This window comes from Actinotignum sp. usb-actsch-rep-73, assembly GCF_059082735.1.
The window spans coordinates 12917-28953 of the sequence record NZ_JBHNPV010000064.1 but is presented as its reverse complement, the minus strand read 5'-3'; the positions used below and the strand labels follow the sequence as shown (position 1 = coordinate 28953).

Below are 16037 nucleotides of genomic sequence, written 5' to 3'. Positions count from 1 at the left end.
GATTCTTCATCACTTACCTCTTATTCTTAGACACACGTTTGTTTTCAACGAGGAAAACTCCGGCTCACATATGCAGTGGGATGCTTACATTATCTTCCTCGTCATCAAGAAAGCACCAGCCCCGCACTCCCGCGAGATATGTCATACCTTTTTGGAGTAACTGTCCGTACCAAGCGCAAACCGAGACATGTGCATACACACAGGTGGGCCCACCCAAAGGGTAGGCCCACCAAGAGTTCGAATCAGCAGAGCTGTCAGGACGCCTTGCCGAGCGTGACGGTCACATCCCGCTTCTCACCATTGCGGACGTAAGTGATCGTTACTTCCTGACCACTCCGGTAGCGACGGATGTACCCGGTCAACTGCTTCGACGAGGACACCGACTCTCCATCAACGGCGGTGATCACGTCCCCTGCCTGCAACCCGGCCTGAGCAGCGGCACCGCCACGCGTCAGTTCCTCAACCGAGGCGCCCGCAACGTTAGAACCATCAACGGCAACAGCCTTCGTGGTCACCGAAACACCCAGGACCGCATGATCAACGGTGCCGGTTGCGATTAGCTGATCGGCCACGGAGGTCACCAAATCAACGGGGATAGCGAAGCCCAAGCCGATCGACCCGGCCTTGTCCGAGCTGGTATTCGACGCAATCGACGAGTTGATTCCGATCACCTTACCGGTCGCATCAAACAGCGGGCCACCGGAATTACCAGGGTTAATAGATGCATCAACTTGGATAGCGTTGGTGATCTGAGTATCCGTGGGGGACTGAGCCTGAGCCTGATTTTCTTCTTGTCCACCACCAAAACCGGGCAGTTGACCGAACGGATCGTTCGGGTCGACCTCTTGAGAGTTTTCTTTGCTTCTCGAAACTTCAACTGGCCTGTTCAGAGCGGAAATGATACCGGTGGTTGCAGTGTTTGACAGGCCCAGCGGAGCGCCCACGGCCATGACTTCCTGGCCGACAGCCAAGTCTGACGACGAACCGAAGGCAGCAACCGTCAGGTCGGAAGGAGCGTTTTCCAGGCGAATAACCGCAAGGTCAGTCGTCGGGTCAGTTCCGACGACTGTCGCGTTGTACAAGCGACCATCGCTGAGAGTCACCTGGATCGTCGCATCGGCACCGGTCGCACCTGAAACGACGTGGTAGTTCGTGACAATGTCGCCTTGAGCGTCGTAGATGACGCCGGATCCGACGCCGGAGGACGAACTGGAGCTCACTGAAATCGTGACAACCGCGGGTTGGACAGCGGCTGCAACCGCCTGCCAGTCAGGGTCTTCACCGCTGGTACTAACAGGCTGAACGGTTGACGCGCTTGTCTTCGTGTTTGCTGACGAATCGGTTTCGTTTGCCTTTCCATGGCCGGCATTCATCATCGCGAAGGCTCCCGACAGGGACACGGCAGCAGTAGCCGTCATGCCAAGGATCATTGCAAGCCAGCTAGGACCGCGACGCTTCGAACTCCGCCTTGCAATAGATACCGTCGGCGTATTTGTCGGTGCACTCAAAGGTGAGGTGTAGGGGTGAGTCTGCGTCGTCGGCCCATTCCCGCCCGCGTACGAGGCTCCTTGCGAACGCGATCCTGGCTGATTCGGCTGTTGAAAGCCTGCTGATTGAGTGGCCCCCGCACCCTGGTAAGCCTGAGAGCTCGACGGCTGGTAGGGCTGGCCGCTCGTTGCAGATTGGTAGGTGCCACCGGAGGTCACGCCGGAGTACGCAGAACCTGTTCCGTATGACCCCTGCTGTTGGGAGGGAGTCGAACCGGTCGCACTGGCCTGCTGAGCGGGTGAGGATGGACGCGCAAACCTTGCGTGAGGCAACGGCTCTGTCGGCCTAGTTGGAGACGACTCTGTCGGCGTGGTGGGACCTGAGACTTGAGCGGGACGCCCCGCCCAGCGGGAGAGCGGAGTCGATTCCGATGTCCTCGAAGCGCCCGTGCCACTGGCCTGCGTCTGGACACGTGGTGCTGGCTTAGCTGTGGGGGTGGTTTCTGTCTTCGTCGGTTCCGATGACAAGGCGCGCTGTTTACCATTGTTGGGTGAGTCGCTCATTGCGGATCCTTCATTAGCTAGCGTGTTAAAAACTGAGTGCTTCTTGGAAGCTGATGACATTAGTGTGCACCCGCTTCTTGCCGACTCACTGAATCTTTCCTGTGCGTTTCCTGTGGTGCTAAATCTGATCCGCCAGCTTCCTCACATCAGCAATTTGCACAGGTCGAGCGCATTTCACATGACAGATCCGGATCCCGTGTACGTCGGAATCAAGCTCGCGCATCACGTCTTGACGCGTCATACATTCCACATAATCCACGTCGTAGGCGTGAGCCAGGTGCTTAAGAGACTGCGGTTGAGCAGTCGCAAACCATCTCTCGAACGTCGGAGCGTTTTCTGGGCGCCCGTGTTCAAGGGTGGAGAAAATTGACCCGCCACCATCGTCAGCAACAAAGATCAACAAATCGGGGGCGGCCTCGTCCGCTGGGATAGCCAACGCGCCCACATCGTGGAAGAACGTCAGATCCCCCATCAGCGCAACAGTCGGCTCTTCGCGAACAAGTGCCAGACCAATCGCAGAAGCGATCGTGCCATCAATTCCCGCAAGGCCCCGGTGAGAAACAACGGAGCGCCCATGCCCATCAACACCAACCAGGTCAAGTGCACGGATCGAGTGAGATGCTCCCACCATCAGCGGACGCGAATCGTAACTCCACACTAAGTCAGCAAGAACAAGCACTGACATCGGGGATTCATCAAGAATCGTGCGAATCTGCTGGGAGACTCTTCGGCCAGCTTCCTTCCACTGCTCCAGCCACACATCGTCCGTTGAAACCTGGCGTGGCGGAGCAAGCGATGCCACCACTTCACTGGCACACCCCTCAACATCAACCCACTCATCATGCGGGTCGACAACAATCAAGCGAATGTCACTGCGCCCAAGTAACGCAGACACGGGACGCGACAGGGTCGGACGACCGGTAACGATCACCTGTTGAATCTGATCTGCTAAGGGCGAGGCAAGGAGCACCTGCTGGTGAGCAATTCGATTCGGATCGCACGCAAGAACACTGGTCGGTTCAGCAAAAATCGGGATCTTCGCATAATTCGCCCAAGCTTCCCCACTCTGGTCATCACCATCGCCCGCCACAATCACAGTTCGCAGTGACGAATCAACGACGTCATCCCACGTCTGACCGAGACGACGAGGCCGGTAGATCGACGGCGATGACACCTTGGCAAGAGACAAAGGCTCAAGTGTCGCTGAACCTGACTGAGGTGTCAGCGGATCACGGAACGCAACATTGATGTGAACGGGACCTGCAACACCTGACGGTCTACCGCATGCGCGATGCACGGCTCGAGCTACTCGCGAGTCAACGCGCTGATCGGGCTTGGTATCCGCTGGCAAATCAAGGACAGTTGGAGCGTGCGGACCGAAAATGCCGTACTGAATCGTGGTTTGAGATGCTCCAACACCGCGCATTTCATCTGGACGATCCGCACTGAGAACGATCAGAGGCCGGTGAGAATGAGCGGCCTCGGCGACCGACGCATGTAACTCAGCCACTGCCCCGCCCGAAGTCGTCACAATCGCAACCGGCGACAGGTCCTCGACGTCGTGGCAGGTGGGCTCGCTTGCCCATCTCCTGGTCAAGCCGAGTGCGAGGAATCCAGCTGAGCGCTCATCAAGGCGAACATGGGCGCGGACGAGGTCGCCCCGCACTGCTGAGTCAAGAGCGTAAGCAAGGGGCGCGCTACGAGACCCAGGGCAGTACACGATGTCATTGACACCCGCAGCAATCAGCGCACCGACAATGCGCTGGGCAAGAACAATTGACTGGGATTCAGGCATGATGTCCTCCAGCGACAGATTCGAGATGCGCACACATGAGGTCAAGACGGCGAAGCCACCGGTCACGTATTTCAGCGTCAACGGGGCGGGCATCAACCAGACTCTGATCTGGTTCAACGTCACGCACCGGCAAAAACCCGTCAACAGGAAGCAGGCGTTGAGGGACAACGTCACAAGCCAAGAAGTGCGATGTCGCCAATCCGCACGCGCGTACCATTCCTGGCAGAAGCGAAGCGGCCCGCACACCGACGGCCAGGCCAACACTGGATTCCAAGGCGGACGAAACCACTAGGTCCAAGCCGGTTTGCTCACCAATCTGTAGGGCTCGTTCGATTCCACCAAGCGGAGCAATCTTAATGATCGCAACATCCGCGGCCTGAGCGCGCGCAACTGCTTGAGGATCATCCGCCCTGCGAATTGATTCGTCTGCAGCAATGGGCACATCAATTGAACGACGCAAGGTTGCCAAATCTTCGACCCTGGCACACGGCTGTTCTGCGTATTCAAGACCGCCCACTTGCATTGCTGCACGGTCTAGCTGAGGAACGGCTTTTCGCGCGTAGTCCACATCCCATGCGGCATTCACATCGACTCGAATACGACCGCGTTCGGCTCCGACCGTATCAACAAGCGCCTGAGCAACGGCTTCGACTCGAGCAATATCTTCGCTCAGTTCAGTATTGGGATCCGCAACTTTCACCTTCGCCGTAGCGCAACCACCCGAACTGATGACTCTCTGGTAGGCATCGGATGCGCAAACAACCGGAATCGTGACATTCACGGGAACACGATCGTGCAGTGAAGTTCTGCGCGGTCCAGTCGCCACCGAATAGGCGCCAGCCAGCCAGGTTGAGGATTCAACCGGGTCATAATCCCAAAATGGCGACGCTTCTGCCCAGCCGGACGGCCCGTGTAATAGCAGTCCTTCCCTGCTGGTCACGCGCCTAAAACGCACGTTCATCGGCAGATGGTGAAGAAGCAGATCATCGACGCCATCAAGAACGCGACGAACATGGCTCGGCAAAGATGCCATATCAATGCGCGTCAATTCACCATGGGATTCGCTCATACTTCCATTGTGCCCGAATTGGCGTCTCAACAAACTGTGAGGACGCCCAGTTGTGGATTGTCGTTATTCACAGGCGATACCTATGGATAACTGGTTTCCACAAGGAGTCCCAGCCTCGTGCGCTTCACGGAAGGCAAGACGCTAGGCTGGTTGCATGAGCGCACTGCCTTTCATCTCCGATACTTTCGACCCTGCCCGTTGGCGCGAGGTCGAAGGATTCACGCTGACCGACATGACATACCACCGCGGTATTTCGCGTGGCGAAGCCGAAGACGGCCAGCCCAAGGGCGCCGACATGCCCGTCGTTCGAATTGCATTTGACCGCCCCGACATTCGAAACGCCTTCCGCCCCCACACCGTTGATGAGCTCTATCGCTGCCTCGACCACGCACGGATGACGGGCGATGTCGCTGCGGTGATCCTGACGGGCAATGGCCCCAGCTCCAAAGACGGTGGCTATTCCTTCTGTTCGGGCGGAGACCAACGCGTGCGAGGCAACGACGGCTATCGATACGAAGTGGACGGAGCCGACTCTCAAGCCGACACTGTAGTTCGTCGCGAGCAAGTAGATCCCGCTCAGGCTGGACGCCTGCATATTCTTGAAGTTCAGCGTTTGATTCGTACCATGCCGAAAGTTGTCATCGCGGCAGTTCCTGGGTGGGCTGCCGGTGGCGGGCATTCTCTGAACGTGGTCTGTGACCTGTCCGTCGCGTCGAAAGAGCATGCTGCGTTTATGCAGACTGACGCGAATGTGGGGTCCTTTGACGCCGGATACGGGTCAGCTCTACTGGCCCGCCAGGTCGGTGACAAAAGGGCACGCGAGATCTTCTTCCTCGCCGAGCGCTACGACGGCGATACTGCTGAAAAGTGGGGCGTTGTCAACGCGTCGGTTCCCCACGCGCAACTGGAGGAACGCGCGCTCGAGTGGGCTGGCACAATCGCTACCAAGAGTCCACAGGCAGTCCGCATGCTCAAGTTCGCATTCAATTTGGCAGATGATGGAATGGCAGGCCAGCAGGTGTTCGCGGGCGAGGCCACTCGCATGGCGTATATGACTGCGGAAGCACAAGAGGGACGCGATGCATTCTTAGAGCATCGTCAGCCCGATTGGAGCGGGCACCCGTACTACTTCTAAACCGAGGAAGCCAGAACGCAGTGAAGGCTCAGCGGCATACAACCGCTGAGCCTTCACTATACAAACGTGTGGACAAACCTTGGTAAAAGCCTGTAGCGGGCCCCCAGTAAAAGCCTGGGCATACCTCAGTAGTGAGAAACCACCGTGGTGCCGTAGTCGGACCAGTCGTAGATGAACTTGGCCGCTTCAACTGGCATGTTCACACAACCGTGCGAGCCACCGGGGCCAGACCAACCGAAGGATGAACGCCATGGTGCACCGTGGAACGCGTAGCTACCGGTGAAGTAGGTAACCCACGGGACGTTCGGAGTTTCGTACTTGGAACCGTCAACGTTTTCGCCACGCATTGTCTGCTTCGCGTACTTCAAGTAGACGTGGTAGGTGCCGGTGACAGTCGGGGTCGCGGGGGCGCCGGGAACCATGTAGTAGGGGCCGCCAACGACCGTACCACCCTCATATGCAATAACGGTGCTTTCGCTGAGGTTGAGGTCGATCCACTTTTCACCGTCGGCCGCCTGGTAGACCAGGTTTTCTGCGCCTTCAGCGACCTGACGGCTCTCGTAGGTGGGTTGAACCTCGTCATAGGTAAATTCAGCACTGTACGCGGTCCGGGCGTTGACAGATTCAACCAGTGCCTGAGCGATCGCATCGACATTGTTGACATTCTTGCCAGGCTGGCCTTCCTTGAAGACAGTCAGAACCTGACCCGCAGAGTTCACATTGTTCACGCCGTTCACAACGGCGATGTTTGATGCTTCAGCGGTTGCCTGAACCCACGCGGTGGCCTTTTCAAGGTTGACCGAAGGAGCCTTCAGCGAGCCGTCTTCGTTTGTGGTGACTTCAATCCACGATGCTTTTTCTGCCGGTGTCGCGGTCACGGTTTCTGTTCCAGTGTTGATCGAAACGTCAACGGCGACCAGAGCATTTGCTTCAGTGGCTTTCTCGGCAGCGTCTTCAGTTGTCACCTTAGGCTCACGCTGAACCGGAGAAAGAGTAACAGATCCGGAGGTCAGTGTACTCGCCTGCGTCAGCACGCCGTCCTTCACAGTCTTTGTATCGATCAGCGCACCCGCAACAGCTTCGGTGCCTTCGAAAGTTACACCGTCGCCGCCAAGGACAACCGTGCCTTCCTGCGCGACAGTGCCGGTCGATTCAGCTAGTGTGGTCGCAAACTCGGACAGGATCACGTCGTCGGTGACCAGAACCGGAGCAACGTCCTTCTTGACGAACAGAGCCTTCATTTCAGTGAAGAAATTCTTGTTGCCTTCAAACGCTTCGTCGACGGTCTTGTCAACGTCAACAGTAACGCCAGCATCGGCAAGAGTCGTCTGCGAGGTCGCACCATCAACGTCGAACGTCACGATGGTGTCCTCAACTCGCTGTGCGATGGACTCTTTGACCTGGTCGCGCGTCATCCACGTAACGGAAACACCAGCGATCTTGATTCCAGGTAGAGCCTTGTGAGCGAAATACGCGGCATATGCGCCGGAGGCACCCAGGGCGACAAGAACAGCCACAACGATACCTGCGACCGTCCACTTCATCTTGGAATTCAGCGTGTTCAACATCGGCTCAACCTTATCGGTTGTACATTTTTCAAGCGACTTGAGTCCCACAAGGATGACTGGGAAATCTGCCACAAATTCCACGACCATTCTTGGCTTAATTTAGCGCTTTTTATACGTGCAACCTAGGCTGTACGCAGTACAGAACAGACGCATTCTAGGGGGATCCACATTGACAACTCGAACGCTGGTCGTACCTGGAGGAACCTCAATCGGAGCTGTCGCTCTTGCACATGCGGCTCTTCACAAGCTGGTGGAACTTTACGAAGAACGCCAAGCTGACCCGAATCACCCCGCACCTCACACGGTGGTTGTGATGCGTGATCCGAAGGATGTTCCGCCATCAACTCTGCGCGGGGCCTCGGCAACCGTCGAAGAGGCGTTTCCAGCCGAGCGTTTCCCCTCGCTCTATCCGGCGATCACCGAGCCTGATTTCTTTAGCGGTGTCGACCTGGTCATTCCCACGTCCGGTTCGTCCGCAGGCACACCTCATCTTGTGGGCTTGTCGATCGATGCGTTGATCGCGTCCGCGCGTGCAACGCACGAAGCCCTTTCCGGGCCGGGAAAATGGATTCTAGCATTGCCGGCCCACCACATTGCCGGAGCGATGGTTTTGCTTCGCGCGGCCGTTGCCGAAACGAATCCGCAAATCGTTGATACGTCTGCGGGCTTCGATCCGCGAGCGCTTCTTCCTGCGATCGCTGGGGCTACGGCCGAGGACGGAGTTCCTGGTTATCTGTCGTTGGTTCCGACTCAGTTGGCCTCGTGCTTGGCTGACGATCAAGTGATCGAGGCTCTTTCAGGGCTTTCTGCGATTTTGGTTGGTGGCGCGCACACGCGTTCGGATCTGCTGGATGTGGCACGAGGCCGTGGTCTGAATATCGTCACGACGTATGGGATGACGGAAACGTGCGGAGGGTGCATCTATAACGGGGTGCCTCAGCCCGGTGTTGAGGTGCGAACTGTTGAGCATGATTCTCAGGCGCGGATCGCTCTTTCAGGCCCGATGCTGATGACTCGTTATGTGGACGGGGATTCCCCTCTTTTTGTTGAAGGAGGCACAACCTGGATGCTGACGGGCGATATCGGTGTGATCACGAGTGAGTCAACCGTGAAAATTCAGGGGCGCGCGGATGATGTCATTGTTTCCGGTGGTCTTTCTGTTGCTCCTGCCCCGGTCTTAGAAGCTGTTCTATCTTGCGATGAGGTAGCTGACGCATGGGTGACGTCGACTCCTGACGATAAGTGGGGCGAGTTAATCACGACGCTGGTTGTCCCGAAGAATCCTATTTCATCTGCGGACGAAGTCGATCAGTTTGCTCGGCATCTGCGTTCTGACGTGGGCGAGGTCTTGGGGCGCGTGTACGCTCCTCGCCGTGTTGTTGTGACCGGTGTTCTCCCCTACCTGTCGGAGATGAAGATCGATCGCATGGCGGCCACGAAACTGTTGAAGGATGCTGAAGACACGGTCTTTGACTGGCGTCGTTAAGGCGCGCTTCTTGGCTTTTGTGCCTGACATGCAACCGAAGCAGAATGCTGTTTTCATCTTAGACAGCGTATTCTCGTGAAGCACGCTTGCGACAAACGCTCGTGAGCCCGTCACTTTTTCAGACAATGGAAAGCAGGTACTGCCACTCATGGCAACGTTGAACGACTGGATCGAAGGGGCGCGTCTTCGCACTCTGCCTGCTGCTATTGCTCCCGTGATGGTCGGTACCGCGTCAGCAATCCACATGGGTGCCGTTGCGCCAGTGCGCGCCGTTCTTGCTCTTGTCGTTGCCTTGGCGTTGCAGATCGGCGCAAACTATTCGAATGATTATTCGGACGGTATTCGAGGCACCGACGATTTCCGCCTGGGGCCTGCGCGCCTTACGGGTGGAAAGTTGACCGCTCCGAAGAATGTCCTGATTGCCGCGCTCACTTGTTTCGGGATTGCTGGTGTGGCCGGCTTAGCCCTGCTTGCTTTGTCTGGCGCATGGATTCTTCTGATCCCGGGCATTTTGGCCGTGCTTGCCACATGGTTCTACACGGGTGGCCGCACTCCCTACGGCTACATGGGGATCGGCTTGTCCGAGCTGTTCGTTTTCCTTTTCTTCGGTTTGATGGCGTGCGTGGGCACCACGTGGACTCAGATCCCTCAGGCACCGGGCTGGCTTTGGATGCTCGCATCCACGCTGGGTTTCCTGTCAGTCGCACTGCTGATGGCGAATAACATCCGCGATATTCCAACGGATCGCAAATCCGGTAAACGCACTCTTGCTGTTCGCCTGGGTGATACAACGTCGCGCAATATATTCACCGCCTGCTTTACTCTGTCCGTGATGAGCCTTGCAGTATTGCTGTTCACCCTCACCTATTCGTGGCCACTGATTCTTGTTGCCCTCATCATCACCGGATTCATGACTGCTCTCGCAGTTCTCCCGATCGTGCGTGGAGAAACTGGCGCCCGTTTGATTCCTGTTTTGCGCAACACCGGCCTGTACACGCTCGCCTGGGCGATCGAGGTCAGCGCTTTCCTGCTCCTCGCCTGATCCCCTAGCCACTCAGCTCGGACTTTCAGCCTGAGCCTCGTACACGATGGCGAGATTGAGCACCCCGCGCATTTCGCTCGCATCCGTTGACCGCGAAGCCCTCCCCGCGAAGCCCTCGCTGCGACGCTTCAACGCTCCTTGGATAGACTGGCGCAATGGTACGCATTCTTGGCATCGTCATTTGGGCCGCGGTCACGATTTACGCGATCACGGATTGGCTTCGCACGCCCGAAGATCAAGTGCCGGCGAAGTTGCCAAAGAACATCTGGCTACTGCTGATAATCTTGACGATCCCGTCGTTGTCGATCGGGTCGATCGCGTGGATCGCCTTGCGTTTCGTCGCCAAAGCGGAAGCCGGCGAGGCTCCCATCAGCTTCTCCGTCACCCGCCTCCCCTCGGAGAAACAAACGCCCGCACCCCTTGCTCCCGATGACGATCCGGAGTTTCTTTTCCGGCTCGAGCGCGACATTCAACGCCAACGCAAGAAGGCCAGCAAGGAAAGCGCGAACGCGTCTAACGATTCCGCTCCCGATTCACCATCCGCATTCGAAGAGGGCTCGGGCGCGTCAGATACGTCCGCGAACCATGACGACGAGACCACAAACCGCAACGACCCCCAGGCTTGATCGGGTCGGCGCGATAAAGACTCAGCGTTTGAGGGCCGCTTCGGAATCCCCGGGAGTCATATCGTGTGCGTGAACAAGCAAGTCAGCGCTTGGCTCAACGTAGTCAATATCGACCAGTGTGCCGTCATCGAAAATAAACGTCGTGATCGACGCTAGGGAACAGTGCCTCGACCATGGGGCGTGTGCCAGCATCTGCTTGCGAGCAAAACGCGTGAGCAACGTAATCGGACTCTGGTGCGAAACAACAAGGGCCTCGTGACCATAGGCGCGTTTCAACGCGCCTGACAGTGCGGCACTCATGCGCGACGCAATCTGCACATACGGTTCGCCCCACGATGGCTCAAATGGATTGCGATAGTACTTCAGCACATTCGGCTTGATCAAAACCCTGCGGTCAGCATTCACCGGCTGGCCTTCGAAGATATTTCCAGCTTCGATCAGGCGAAGATCCGAGTGAATAGGAAGCTCGTAGGCGCGAGCAGTCGGGGTCGCGGTCTGCTGCGCACGAAGAAGAGGCGACGCAATGACGGCCGTGATATCCGCGTCGGTTTCTTTCAGATAGTCGGCTCCACGCTGAGCCATCTGATGTCCGAGCTCCGTCAAACCAAAACCGGGAAGACGCCCATAGAGCAGGCCGTCTGGATTATCGACTTCGCCGTGGCGCATCACGTGGATCTTCGTTGTCGTCATGGGGTAAGTCTGACACGAATCATGTGAGTGTGCGCAAAGCGGGCTCCGACCAAAGCGGGCTCCGACAGATAAAAGCGAAGGCCCGACCGAATCGGCCGGGCCTTGAAGCTCACTTCTTGTTGCGACGCTGGTGACGCGTCTTGCGCAGCAGCTTGCGGTGCTTCTTCTTTGCCATACGCTTGCGGCGCTTCTTGATGACGGAGCCCATGGGGTTCCTCCCTCTTGTTGAAACTAGCTCGCGGCAGAGGTTCCTACCGCCTGACGAATCATGCCCATTACAGGCATAGCGTTGCTATCTTACCCGTTAATGGCACTACTCACCGAAATGGAAGTCTCGGTGTGATCAGCAAGACCCGATTCGATGATCTGGCCAAGCGCTGCTTCCGGCACGCGGAAGCTCTTGCCGACGCGGATCGCAGGCAGGTCGCCAGAATGAATCAAACGGTAGACGGTCATTTTTGAGACGCGCATAATTTCCGCCACTTCAGCGACCGTTAGAAAACGGGGGGCGGAATGCGACACCATGAGAACTCCCAAAAATATCTTCGTGAGGCAGCCAGTGGCGCCGGTCCTTTTGCGCGCGTAGCCTCAGGGTCAATACTAATGCCTAAAGACAGGTTGTGGATAATTCTGGAAGAATGCGTTCAGATATCTTTACTTCGCACTCGCGCGCCGGCGAAAACCGAGAGTTTCTTTGGTGATAGCGGGGTGGTAGCGTGGCAAGGAATCATGGAATGCCAAGCGATAGGGGGCGAGTGTTGTGTCGATAAGGCGAAAGCATTCCGCATCGTCTGAACGCTCGTCGCACTCCGATGACTTCGCCGCTACCCCTCTTGTGCAATACGCAGACGAGTCCCTGGCGACACACTCAGCGTCCACGCGCCCTTTGGCTCACGAAAAAGAAACCACTCGGATGGACAAGTTCCGTGCGTGGTTTGTTTCTCAGGCCCGCTATTCGCCGGCGCGTCTGGCTCTGGGTATTTTCGCTCTGATCATTGCGGTCATCACGGGGCTTCTCTGCTTGCCTTTTGCGTCCGTGTCAACGCGTTCGGCATCGTTCGTTGACATTCTTTTCACCGCGGTTTCTGCCGTGTGTGTGACAGGTTTAACGACCGTTGATACGGCCACCCATTGGACAGTGTTCGGTCAGGTCGTCATTGCAATGGGCATCATGATCGGTGGCTTGGGCGTGATGACCCTGGCGTCGATCCTCGGTTTTGCCGTTTCACGTCACCTGGGTTTGACGCAAAGAATGCTGGCCGCCCAGGAAACAAAGTCCGACGGCCTCGGCCAAATCACGGGGCTGTTGAAGGCTGTTATCGCAACCTCACTTGTGGGCGAGTTGCTTCTTTTCCTGGTTTTCCTGCCACGTTTCCTGACCATGGGTGAAGGCGTTCTTCACTCGCTATGGGAAGCGCTTTTCATGGCGATCTCAGTGTTCAATAACGCGGGATTCGTGATTCTAGTTGGTGGGCTTGCTCCCCACGTTTCCGACTGGTGGATGCTGGCTCCGATTGCTTTAGGTACCTTCACCGGCGCCATTGGTTTCCCCGTCATCCAGGATCTTGCTCACCGTTGGCGCACCCCGCAAAAGTGGGCGCTCCACACGAAGCTGACCCTGTCGGTCTACGTGTCCTTGATCTTCATTGGCGCTGTCCTTGTCGCATTGACGGAGTGGACAAACCCGGAGACGCTGGGAGCCTTGCCTGTTCCCAGTCGTATCTTGAATGCGTTGTTATCCGGTGTGAATACACGTTCCTCGGGATTATCCGCGGTTGACGTTGGGGTGATGCGCCCGCAGACGCACTTCGTTCAAGACATCTTGATGATGATCGGTGGTGGCAGCGCATCGACGGCCGGTGGCGTGAAGGTGACGACTTTCGCCGTCTTGGTACTCGCCGTTATCGCCGAGGCTCGAGGTGATCAGGACATCGAAACCTTTGGCCGTCGCATTGCTCCGTCGGTTGTCCGCCTTGCTGTTGCTGTCTCGCTGTTGGGGCTGGCAATGGTGGCCGTTTCCGTTGTTATTTTGCTGAGCCTGACGAACTATTCGCTGGACACGATTCTGTTCGAAACAATTTCTGCCTTCGCAACAGTTGGCTTGTCGACAGGCATTACGGCGACTTTGCCTCCACTAGCGAAGTATGTCTTGATTGCCCTGATGTTTGCCGGCCGAACGGGTTCGATGACGGTTGCTGCAGCTCTGGCTCTTCGTGAGCGTTCTCGCGTGATCCGCATGCCCGAGGAACGCCCAATTATCGGCTAACGTTGTGCATGATCGGCCACCGGGGAAAAGAGGGCCGCGAAGGTGTGGCCGGCCTCGTCGCTTGGTGCGAACGGCCACCTACCTGCCCGCCCACGTCGTGGCCTGTCTGCCCCATACCCATTGGAAACAAAAACAGGGCATAATTGCGCCATGGCATCAGATGACATCAAGGACCTTTCGTCCGGCACCCTGGCTATCGGATTGGGTCGTTTCGGGTCGGCAGTTGCGGTCACACTCGACAAGCTGGGATACGAGATTCTGGCAGTGGAAAAGAACCCCGCTCGCGTTCAGGCGTTCGCCGGCAGGTTCCCACTGGTGGAGGCCGACGCAACGAGTATCGAGGCTCTTGAACAGCTAGGTGCTCGCGATTTCCGCGCTGCCGTGGTTGGCGTCGGCTCGTCCTTGGAAGCGTCCGTGCTCATCACAGCAAACTTGGTTGACATGGGGATGCCGTCGATTTGGGCGAAGGCAACCTCGCGTGAACACGGTCGAATCCTGCGTCGTATTGGCGCTCATCACGTCATCTATCCCGAGTTTGATGCCGGACAGCGCACGGCTCACCTCGTTGGTGGTCGCATGATCGACTACATCGAGATGGAGAAGGACGGCTTCGCGATTATGAAGTTGCGTCCACCAAAGGAAGTGCACGGTTTTACGTTGGCCGATCTGGATCTACGAGGCCGGTATGGCGTGAATATGCTCGGCTTACTCAGGCCGGGAATGCCGTTCGAGTACGCCGATGCAACGACCCGCATTAATCCCGAAGACGTCATCATCGTATCGGGCGATGCACGCCTTCTGGAGTACTTCGCGAACCGTCCATAAAGTCGCATCACTTCAGCGGGTTGCACCACGTCATGTGGAATTGCAATCGGGTTTCTACACGGTGGGCTGTAGCGTTGTCCTATGGCTAGGGAAAAGATCAGCTACCGATGCACCGACTGCGGGTGGACTTCACCCAAATGGGTCGGCCAGTGTCGCGAGTGCCAGGCGTGGGGAACAGTGGAAGAGGCCAGTGCGGGTGGCGCCATCGCTGGTGTTGCCACGCCGGTTGCACCCAGGGTTCTTGCCCGACCTATTGCTGACGTTGATTCTGCTCAAGCCCAGTCTCGTCCAACAGGGGTGGGGGAAGTCGACCGCGTCTTGGGTGGGGGCATTGTTCCCGGTGCGGTGATCCTTCTTGCCGGTGAACCGGGCGTTGGCAAATCAACACTTCTTTTAGACGTTGCCGCACGCGCCGCGCGGGATTCAGGGAAAAAGGGGCCGGTTCTTTACATCACGGGTGAAGAATCATCGTCGCAGGTGAAGGCTCGCGCAGAACGCATTGGAGCGATTCACAATGATCTTCTGCTCGCCGACGACAATTCTCTGCCGACCATTTTGGGGCACGTGGGTGCGACTTCTCCTTCGCTTCTGGTGGTTGATTCGGTTCAGACAATTCAGTCTCCACAGGTTGATGGTGGCGCGGGTGGTGTCGCGCAGGTACGCGCTGTTGCCGCTGGGCTGATTCGCTTGGCTAAGGAACGAAACCTGCCGATTCTTCTGGTTGGTCACGTAACAAAAGACGGCGGGATCGCCGGCCCTCGCGTCCTTGAGCACCTTGTGGATGTGGTGTGTCAGTTTGAGGGCGAACGCCATTCACGCCTACGCCTATTGCGGGCAGTCAAGAACCGCTACGGACCAACTGACGAGGTCGGTTGTTTTGAACTGATCGATTCTGGGATCCGCGCTCTGCCGGATCCTTCCGGATTGTTCTTGTCACAGACGTCGCGTGATGTCCCAGGATCGTGCGCGACCGTGTCGCTTGAAGGCCGACGCCCCATGCCGATCGAGATTCAAGCTCTTCTTGCCCCTAGCGCGGGCGGATCTCCCCGGCGCACAACATCGGGCGTCGACCATTCGCGTGTTTCGATGATCTTGGCGGTGGCACAATCGCGATTGGGACTCGATTCGTCTTCCTTAGACGTGTATGCCTCAACCGTTGGTGGAGCCAAGACAACTGAGCCCGCCATTGACCTTGCTACCGCCATTGCGATCATCTCGGCTTTTAAGGGCACTACCCCACGGGAGTCACTCGTTGCGATGGGTGAAATCGGTTTAACCGGAGAAATCCGAGCATGCACCGGACTTGGGCGTCGCCTCACGGAAGCCGCTCGTCTGGGGTTCACAACGGCGATCATTCCCGCACAGGGAAGCGAAGATTTGCCACCAATCGAGGGAATGACCGTGTTCACCGTCTCTGATCTTTCAACAGCCATTCGTGTTGGTCTCCCGTAAAATTTCAATAGATGCTCGATAAAGGAAGGCCC

At 57.2% G+C, this 16037-nt stretch carries 14 protein-coding genes; 7 read left to right on the top strand and 7 right to left on the bottom strand.

Features of this window, described 5'->3' with window-relative positions; all coding sequences use genetic code 11:
- Positions 1-254 precede the first annotated feature (254 nt).
- The 3 genes from AC5RE1_RS04625 to AC5RE1_RS04615 form a co-directional block, all read right to left on the bottom strand.
- Entirely contained in the window at positions 255-2051 is a 1797-nt protein-coding gene (locus AC5RE1_RS04625; RefSeq protein ID WP_285068008.1) for a S1C family serine protease, read from the bottom strand.
- A gap of 118 nt (positions 2052-2169) precedes the next feature.
- On the bottom strand, positions 2170-3939 hold the full coding sequence (gene menD / locus AC5RE1_RS04620; protein ID WP_493938417.1) for a 2-succinyl-5-enolpyruvyl-6-hydroxy-3-cyclohexene-1-carboxylic-acid synthase: 1770 nt from the start codon (positions 3937-3939) through the stop codon (positions 2170-2172).
- The gene (locus AC5RE1_RS04615; protein WP_493938416.1) at positions 3839-4915 is read right to left on the bottom strand and encodes an o-succinylbenzoate synthase; all 1077 of its coding nucleotides are present in this window, start codon (positions 4913-4915) and stop codon (positions 3839-3841) included. The genes menD and AC5RE1_RS04615 overlap by 101 nt, the downstream gene beginning before the upstream one ends.
- A gap of 154 nt (positions 4916-5069) precedes the next feature.
- Here AC5RE1_RS04615 and AC5RE1_RS04610 point away from each other — a divergent pair, with 154 nt between their 5' ends.
- Positions 5070-6050 (top strand): 1,4-dihydroxy-2-naphthoyl-CoA synthase, encoded by a 981-nt coding sequence (locus tag AC5RE1_RS04610; protein ID WP_006680790.1) that lies wholly within the window; start codon positions 5070-5072, stop codon positions 6048-6050.
- A 125-nt stretch (positions 6051-6175) separates the two neighbouring features.
- Here AC5RE1_RS04610 and AC5RE1_RS04605 read toward each other — a convergent pair whose 3' ends face one another.
- Positions 6176-7690, bottom strand: a complete 1515-nt coding sequence (locus AC5RE1_RS04605; protein ID WP_285068010.1) for a L,D-transpeptidase family protein — start codon at positions 7688-7690, stop codon at positions 6176-6178.
- 97 nt (positions 7691-7787) lie between these two features.
- Here AC5RE1_RS04605 and AC5RE1_RS04600 point away from each other — a divergent pair, with 97 nt between their 5' ends.
- From AC5RE1_RS04600 to AC5RE1_RS04590, 3 genes are all read left to right on the top strand, one after another.
- Positions 7788-9104 carry an AMP-binding protein gene (locus AC5RE1_RS04600; RefSeq protein ID WP_006680788.1) on the top strand — a complete coding sequence of 439 codons (1317 nt, stop codon included), beginning with the start codon at positions 7788-7790 and terminating at the stop codon, positions 9102-9104.
- Positions 9105-9252: 148 nt separating this feature from the next.
- The gene (locus AC5RE1_RS04595; protein WP_006680787.1) at positions 9253-10146 is read left to right on the top strand and encodes a 1,4-dihydroxy-2-naphthoate polyprenyltransferase; all 894 of its coding nucleotides are present in this window, start codon (positions 9253-9255) and stop codon (positions 10144-10146) included.
- Between the two features lie 155 nt (positions 10147-10301).
- A complete protein-coding gene (locus AC5RE1_RS04590; RefSeq protein ID WP_006680786.1) occupies positions 10302-10772 on the top strand; it encodes a hypothetical protein in 471 nt (156 codons plus the stop codon).
- A 21-nt stretch (positions 10773-10793) separates the two neighbouring features.
- Here the strand turns inward: AC5RE1_RS04590 and AC5RE1_RS04585 are convergent, their stop codons facing one another.
- The 3 genes from AC5RE1_RS04585 to AC5RE1_RS04575 form a co-directional block, all read right to left on the bottom strand.
- Entirely contained in the window at positions 10794-11462 is a 669-nt protein-coding gene (locus tag AC5RE1_RS04585) for a histidine phosphatase family protein (RefSeq protein ID WP_006680785.1), read from the bottom strand.
- 109 nt (positions 11463-11571) lie between these two features.
- A complete protein-coding gene (locus AC5RE1_RS04580; protein WP_003792170.1) occupies positions 11572-11670 on the bottom strand; it encodes a 30S ribosomal protein bS22 in 99 nt (32 codons plus the stop codon).
- A gap of 89 nt (positions 11671-11759) precedes the next feature.
- Complete coding sequence (locus tag AC5RE1_RS04575) at positions 11760-11987, bottom strand: helix-turn-helix domain-containing protein (RefSeq protein ID WP_006680784.1); 228 nt, start codon at positions 11985-11987, stop codon at positions 11760-11762.
- 388 nt (positions 11988-12375) lie between these two features.
- Between AC5RE1_RS04575 and AC5RE1_RS04570 the strand changes: the two genes are divergently transcribed.
- The 3 genes from AC5RE1_RS04570 (at position 12376) to radA (ending at position 16005) form a co-directional block, all read left to right on the top strand.
- Positions 12376-13728 (top strand): TrkH family potassium uptake protein, encoded by a 1353-nt coding sequence (locus tag AC5RE1_RS04570; protein WP_480939385.1) that lies wholly within the window; start codon positions 12376-12378, stop codon positions 13726-13728.
- A 150-nt stretch (positions 13729-13878) separates the two neighbouring features.
- Entirely contained in the window at positions 13879-14553 is a 675-nt protein-coding gene (locus AC5RE1_RS04565) for a potassium channel family protein (RefSeq protein ID WP_040318363.1), read from the top strand.
- Positions 14554-14634: 81 nt separating this feature from the next.
- Positions 14635-16005, top strand: coding sequence for a DNA repair protein RadA (radA, locus tag AC5RE1_RS04560; protein WP_493938415.1), 1371 nt, complete (start codon positions 14635-14637; stop codon positions 16003-16005).
- Positions 16006-16037 lie beyond the last annotated feature (32 nt).

Bases quoted from the DNA above. Each gene is read 5' to 3' on its own strand.
- AC5RE1_RS04585 (WP_006680785.1), bottom strand. From the start codon at position 11,462: ATGACGACAACGAAGATCCACGTGATGCGCCACGGCGAAGTCGATAAT.
- AC5RE1_RS04575 (WP_006680784.1), bottom strand. From the start codon at position 11,987: ATGGTGTCGCATTCCGCCCCCCGTTTTCTAACGGTCGCTGAAGTGGCG.
- AC5RE1_RS04590 (WP_006680786.1), top strand. From the start codon at position 10,302: ATGGTACGCATTCTTGGCATCGTCATTTGGGCCGCGGTCACGATTTAC.
- AC5RE1_RS04580 (WP_003792170.1), bottom strand. From the start codon at position 11,670: ATGGGCTCCGTCATCAAGAAGCGCCGCAAGCGTATGGCAAAGAAGAAG.
- menD (WP_493938417.1), bottom strand. From the start codon at position 3,939: ATGCCCGCCCCGTTGACGCTGAAATACGTGACCGGTGGCTTCGCCGTC.
- radA (WP_493938415.1), top strand. From the start codon at position 14,635: ATGGCTAGGGAAAAGATCAGCTACCGATGCACCGACTGCGGGTGGACT.
- AC5RE1_RS04565 (WP_040318363.1), top strand. From the start codon at position 13,879: ATGGCATCAGATGACATCAAGGACCTTTCGTCCGGCACCCTGGCTATC.
- AC5RE1_RS04595 (WP_006680787.1), top strand. From the start codon at position 9,253: ATGGCAACGTTGAACGACTGGATCGAAGGGGCGCGTCTTCGCACTCTG.
- AC5RE1_RS04610 (WP_006680790.1), top strand. From the start codon at position 5,070: ATGAGCGCACTGCCTTTCATCTCCGATACTTTCGACCCTGCCCGTTGG.
- AC5RE1_RS04615 (WP_493938416.1), bottom strand. From the start codon at position 4,915: ATGAGCGAATCCCATGGTGAATTGACGCGCATTGATATGGCATCTTTG.
- AC5RE1_RS04625 (WP_285068008.1), bottom strand. From the start codon at position 2,051: ATGAGCGACTCACCCAACAATGGTAAACAGCGCGCCTTGTCATCGGAA.
- AC5RE1_RS04570 (WP_480939385.1), top strand. From the start codon at position 12,376: ATGGACAAGTTCCGTGCGTGGTTTGTTTCTCAGGCCCGCTATTCGCCG.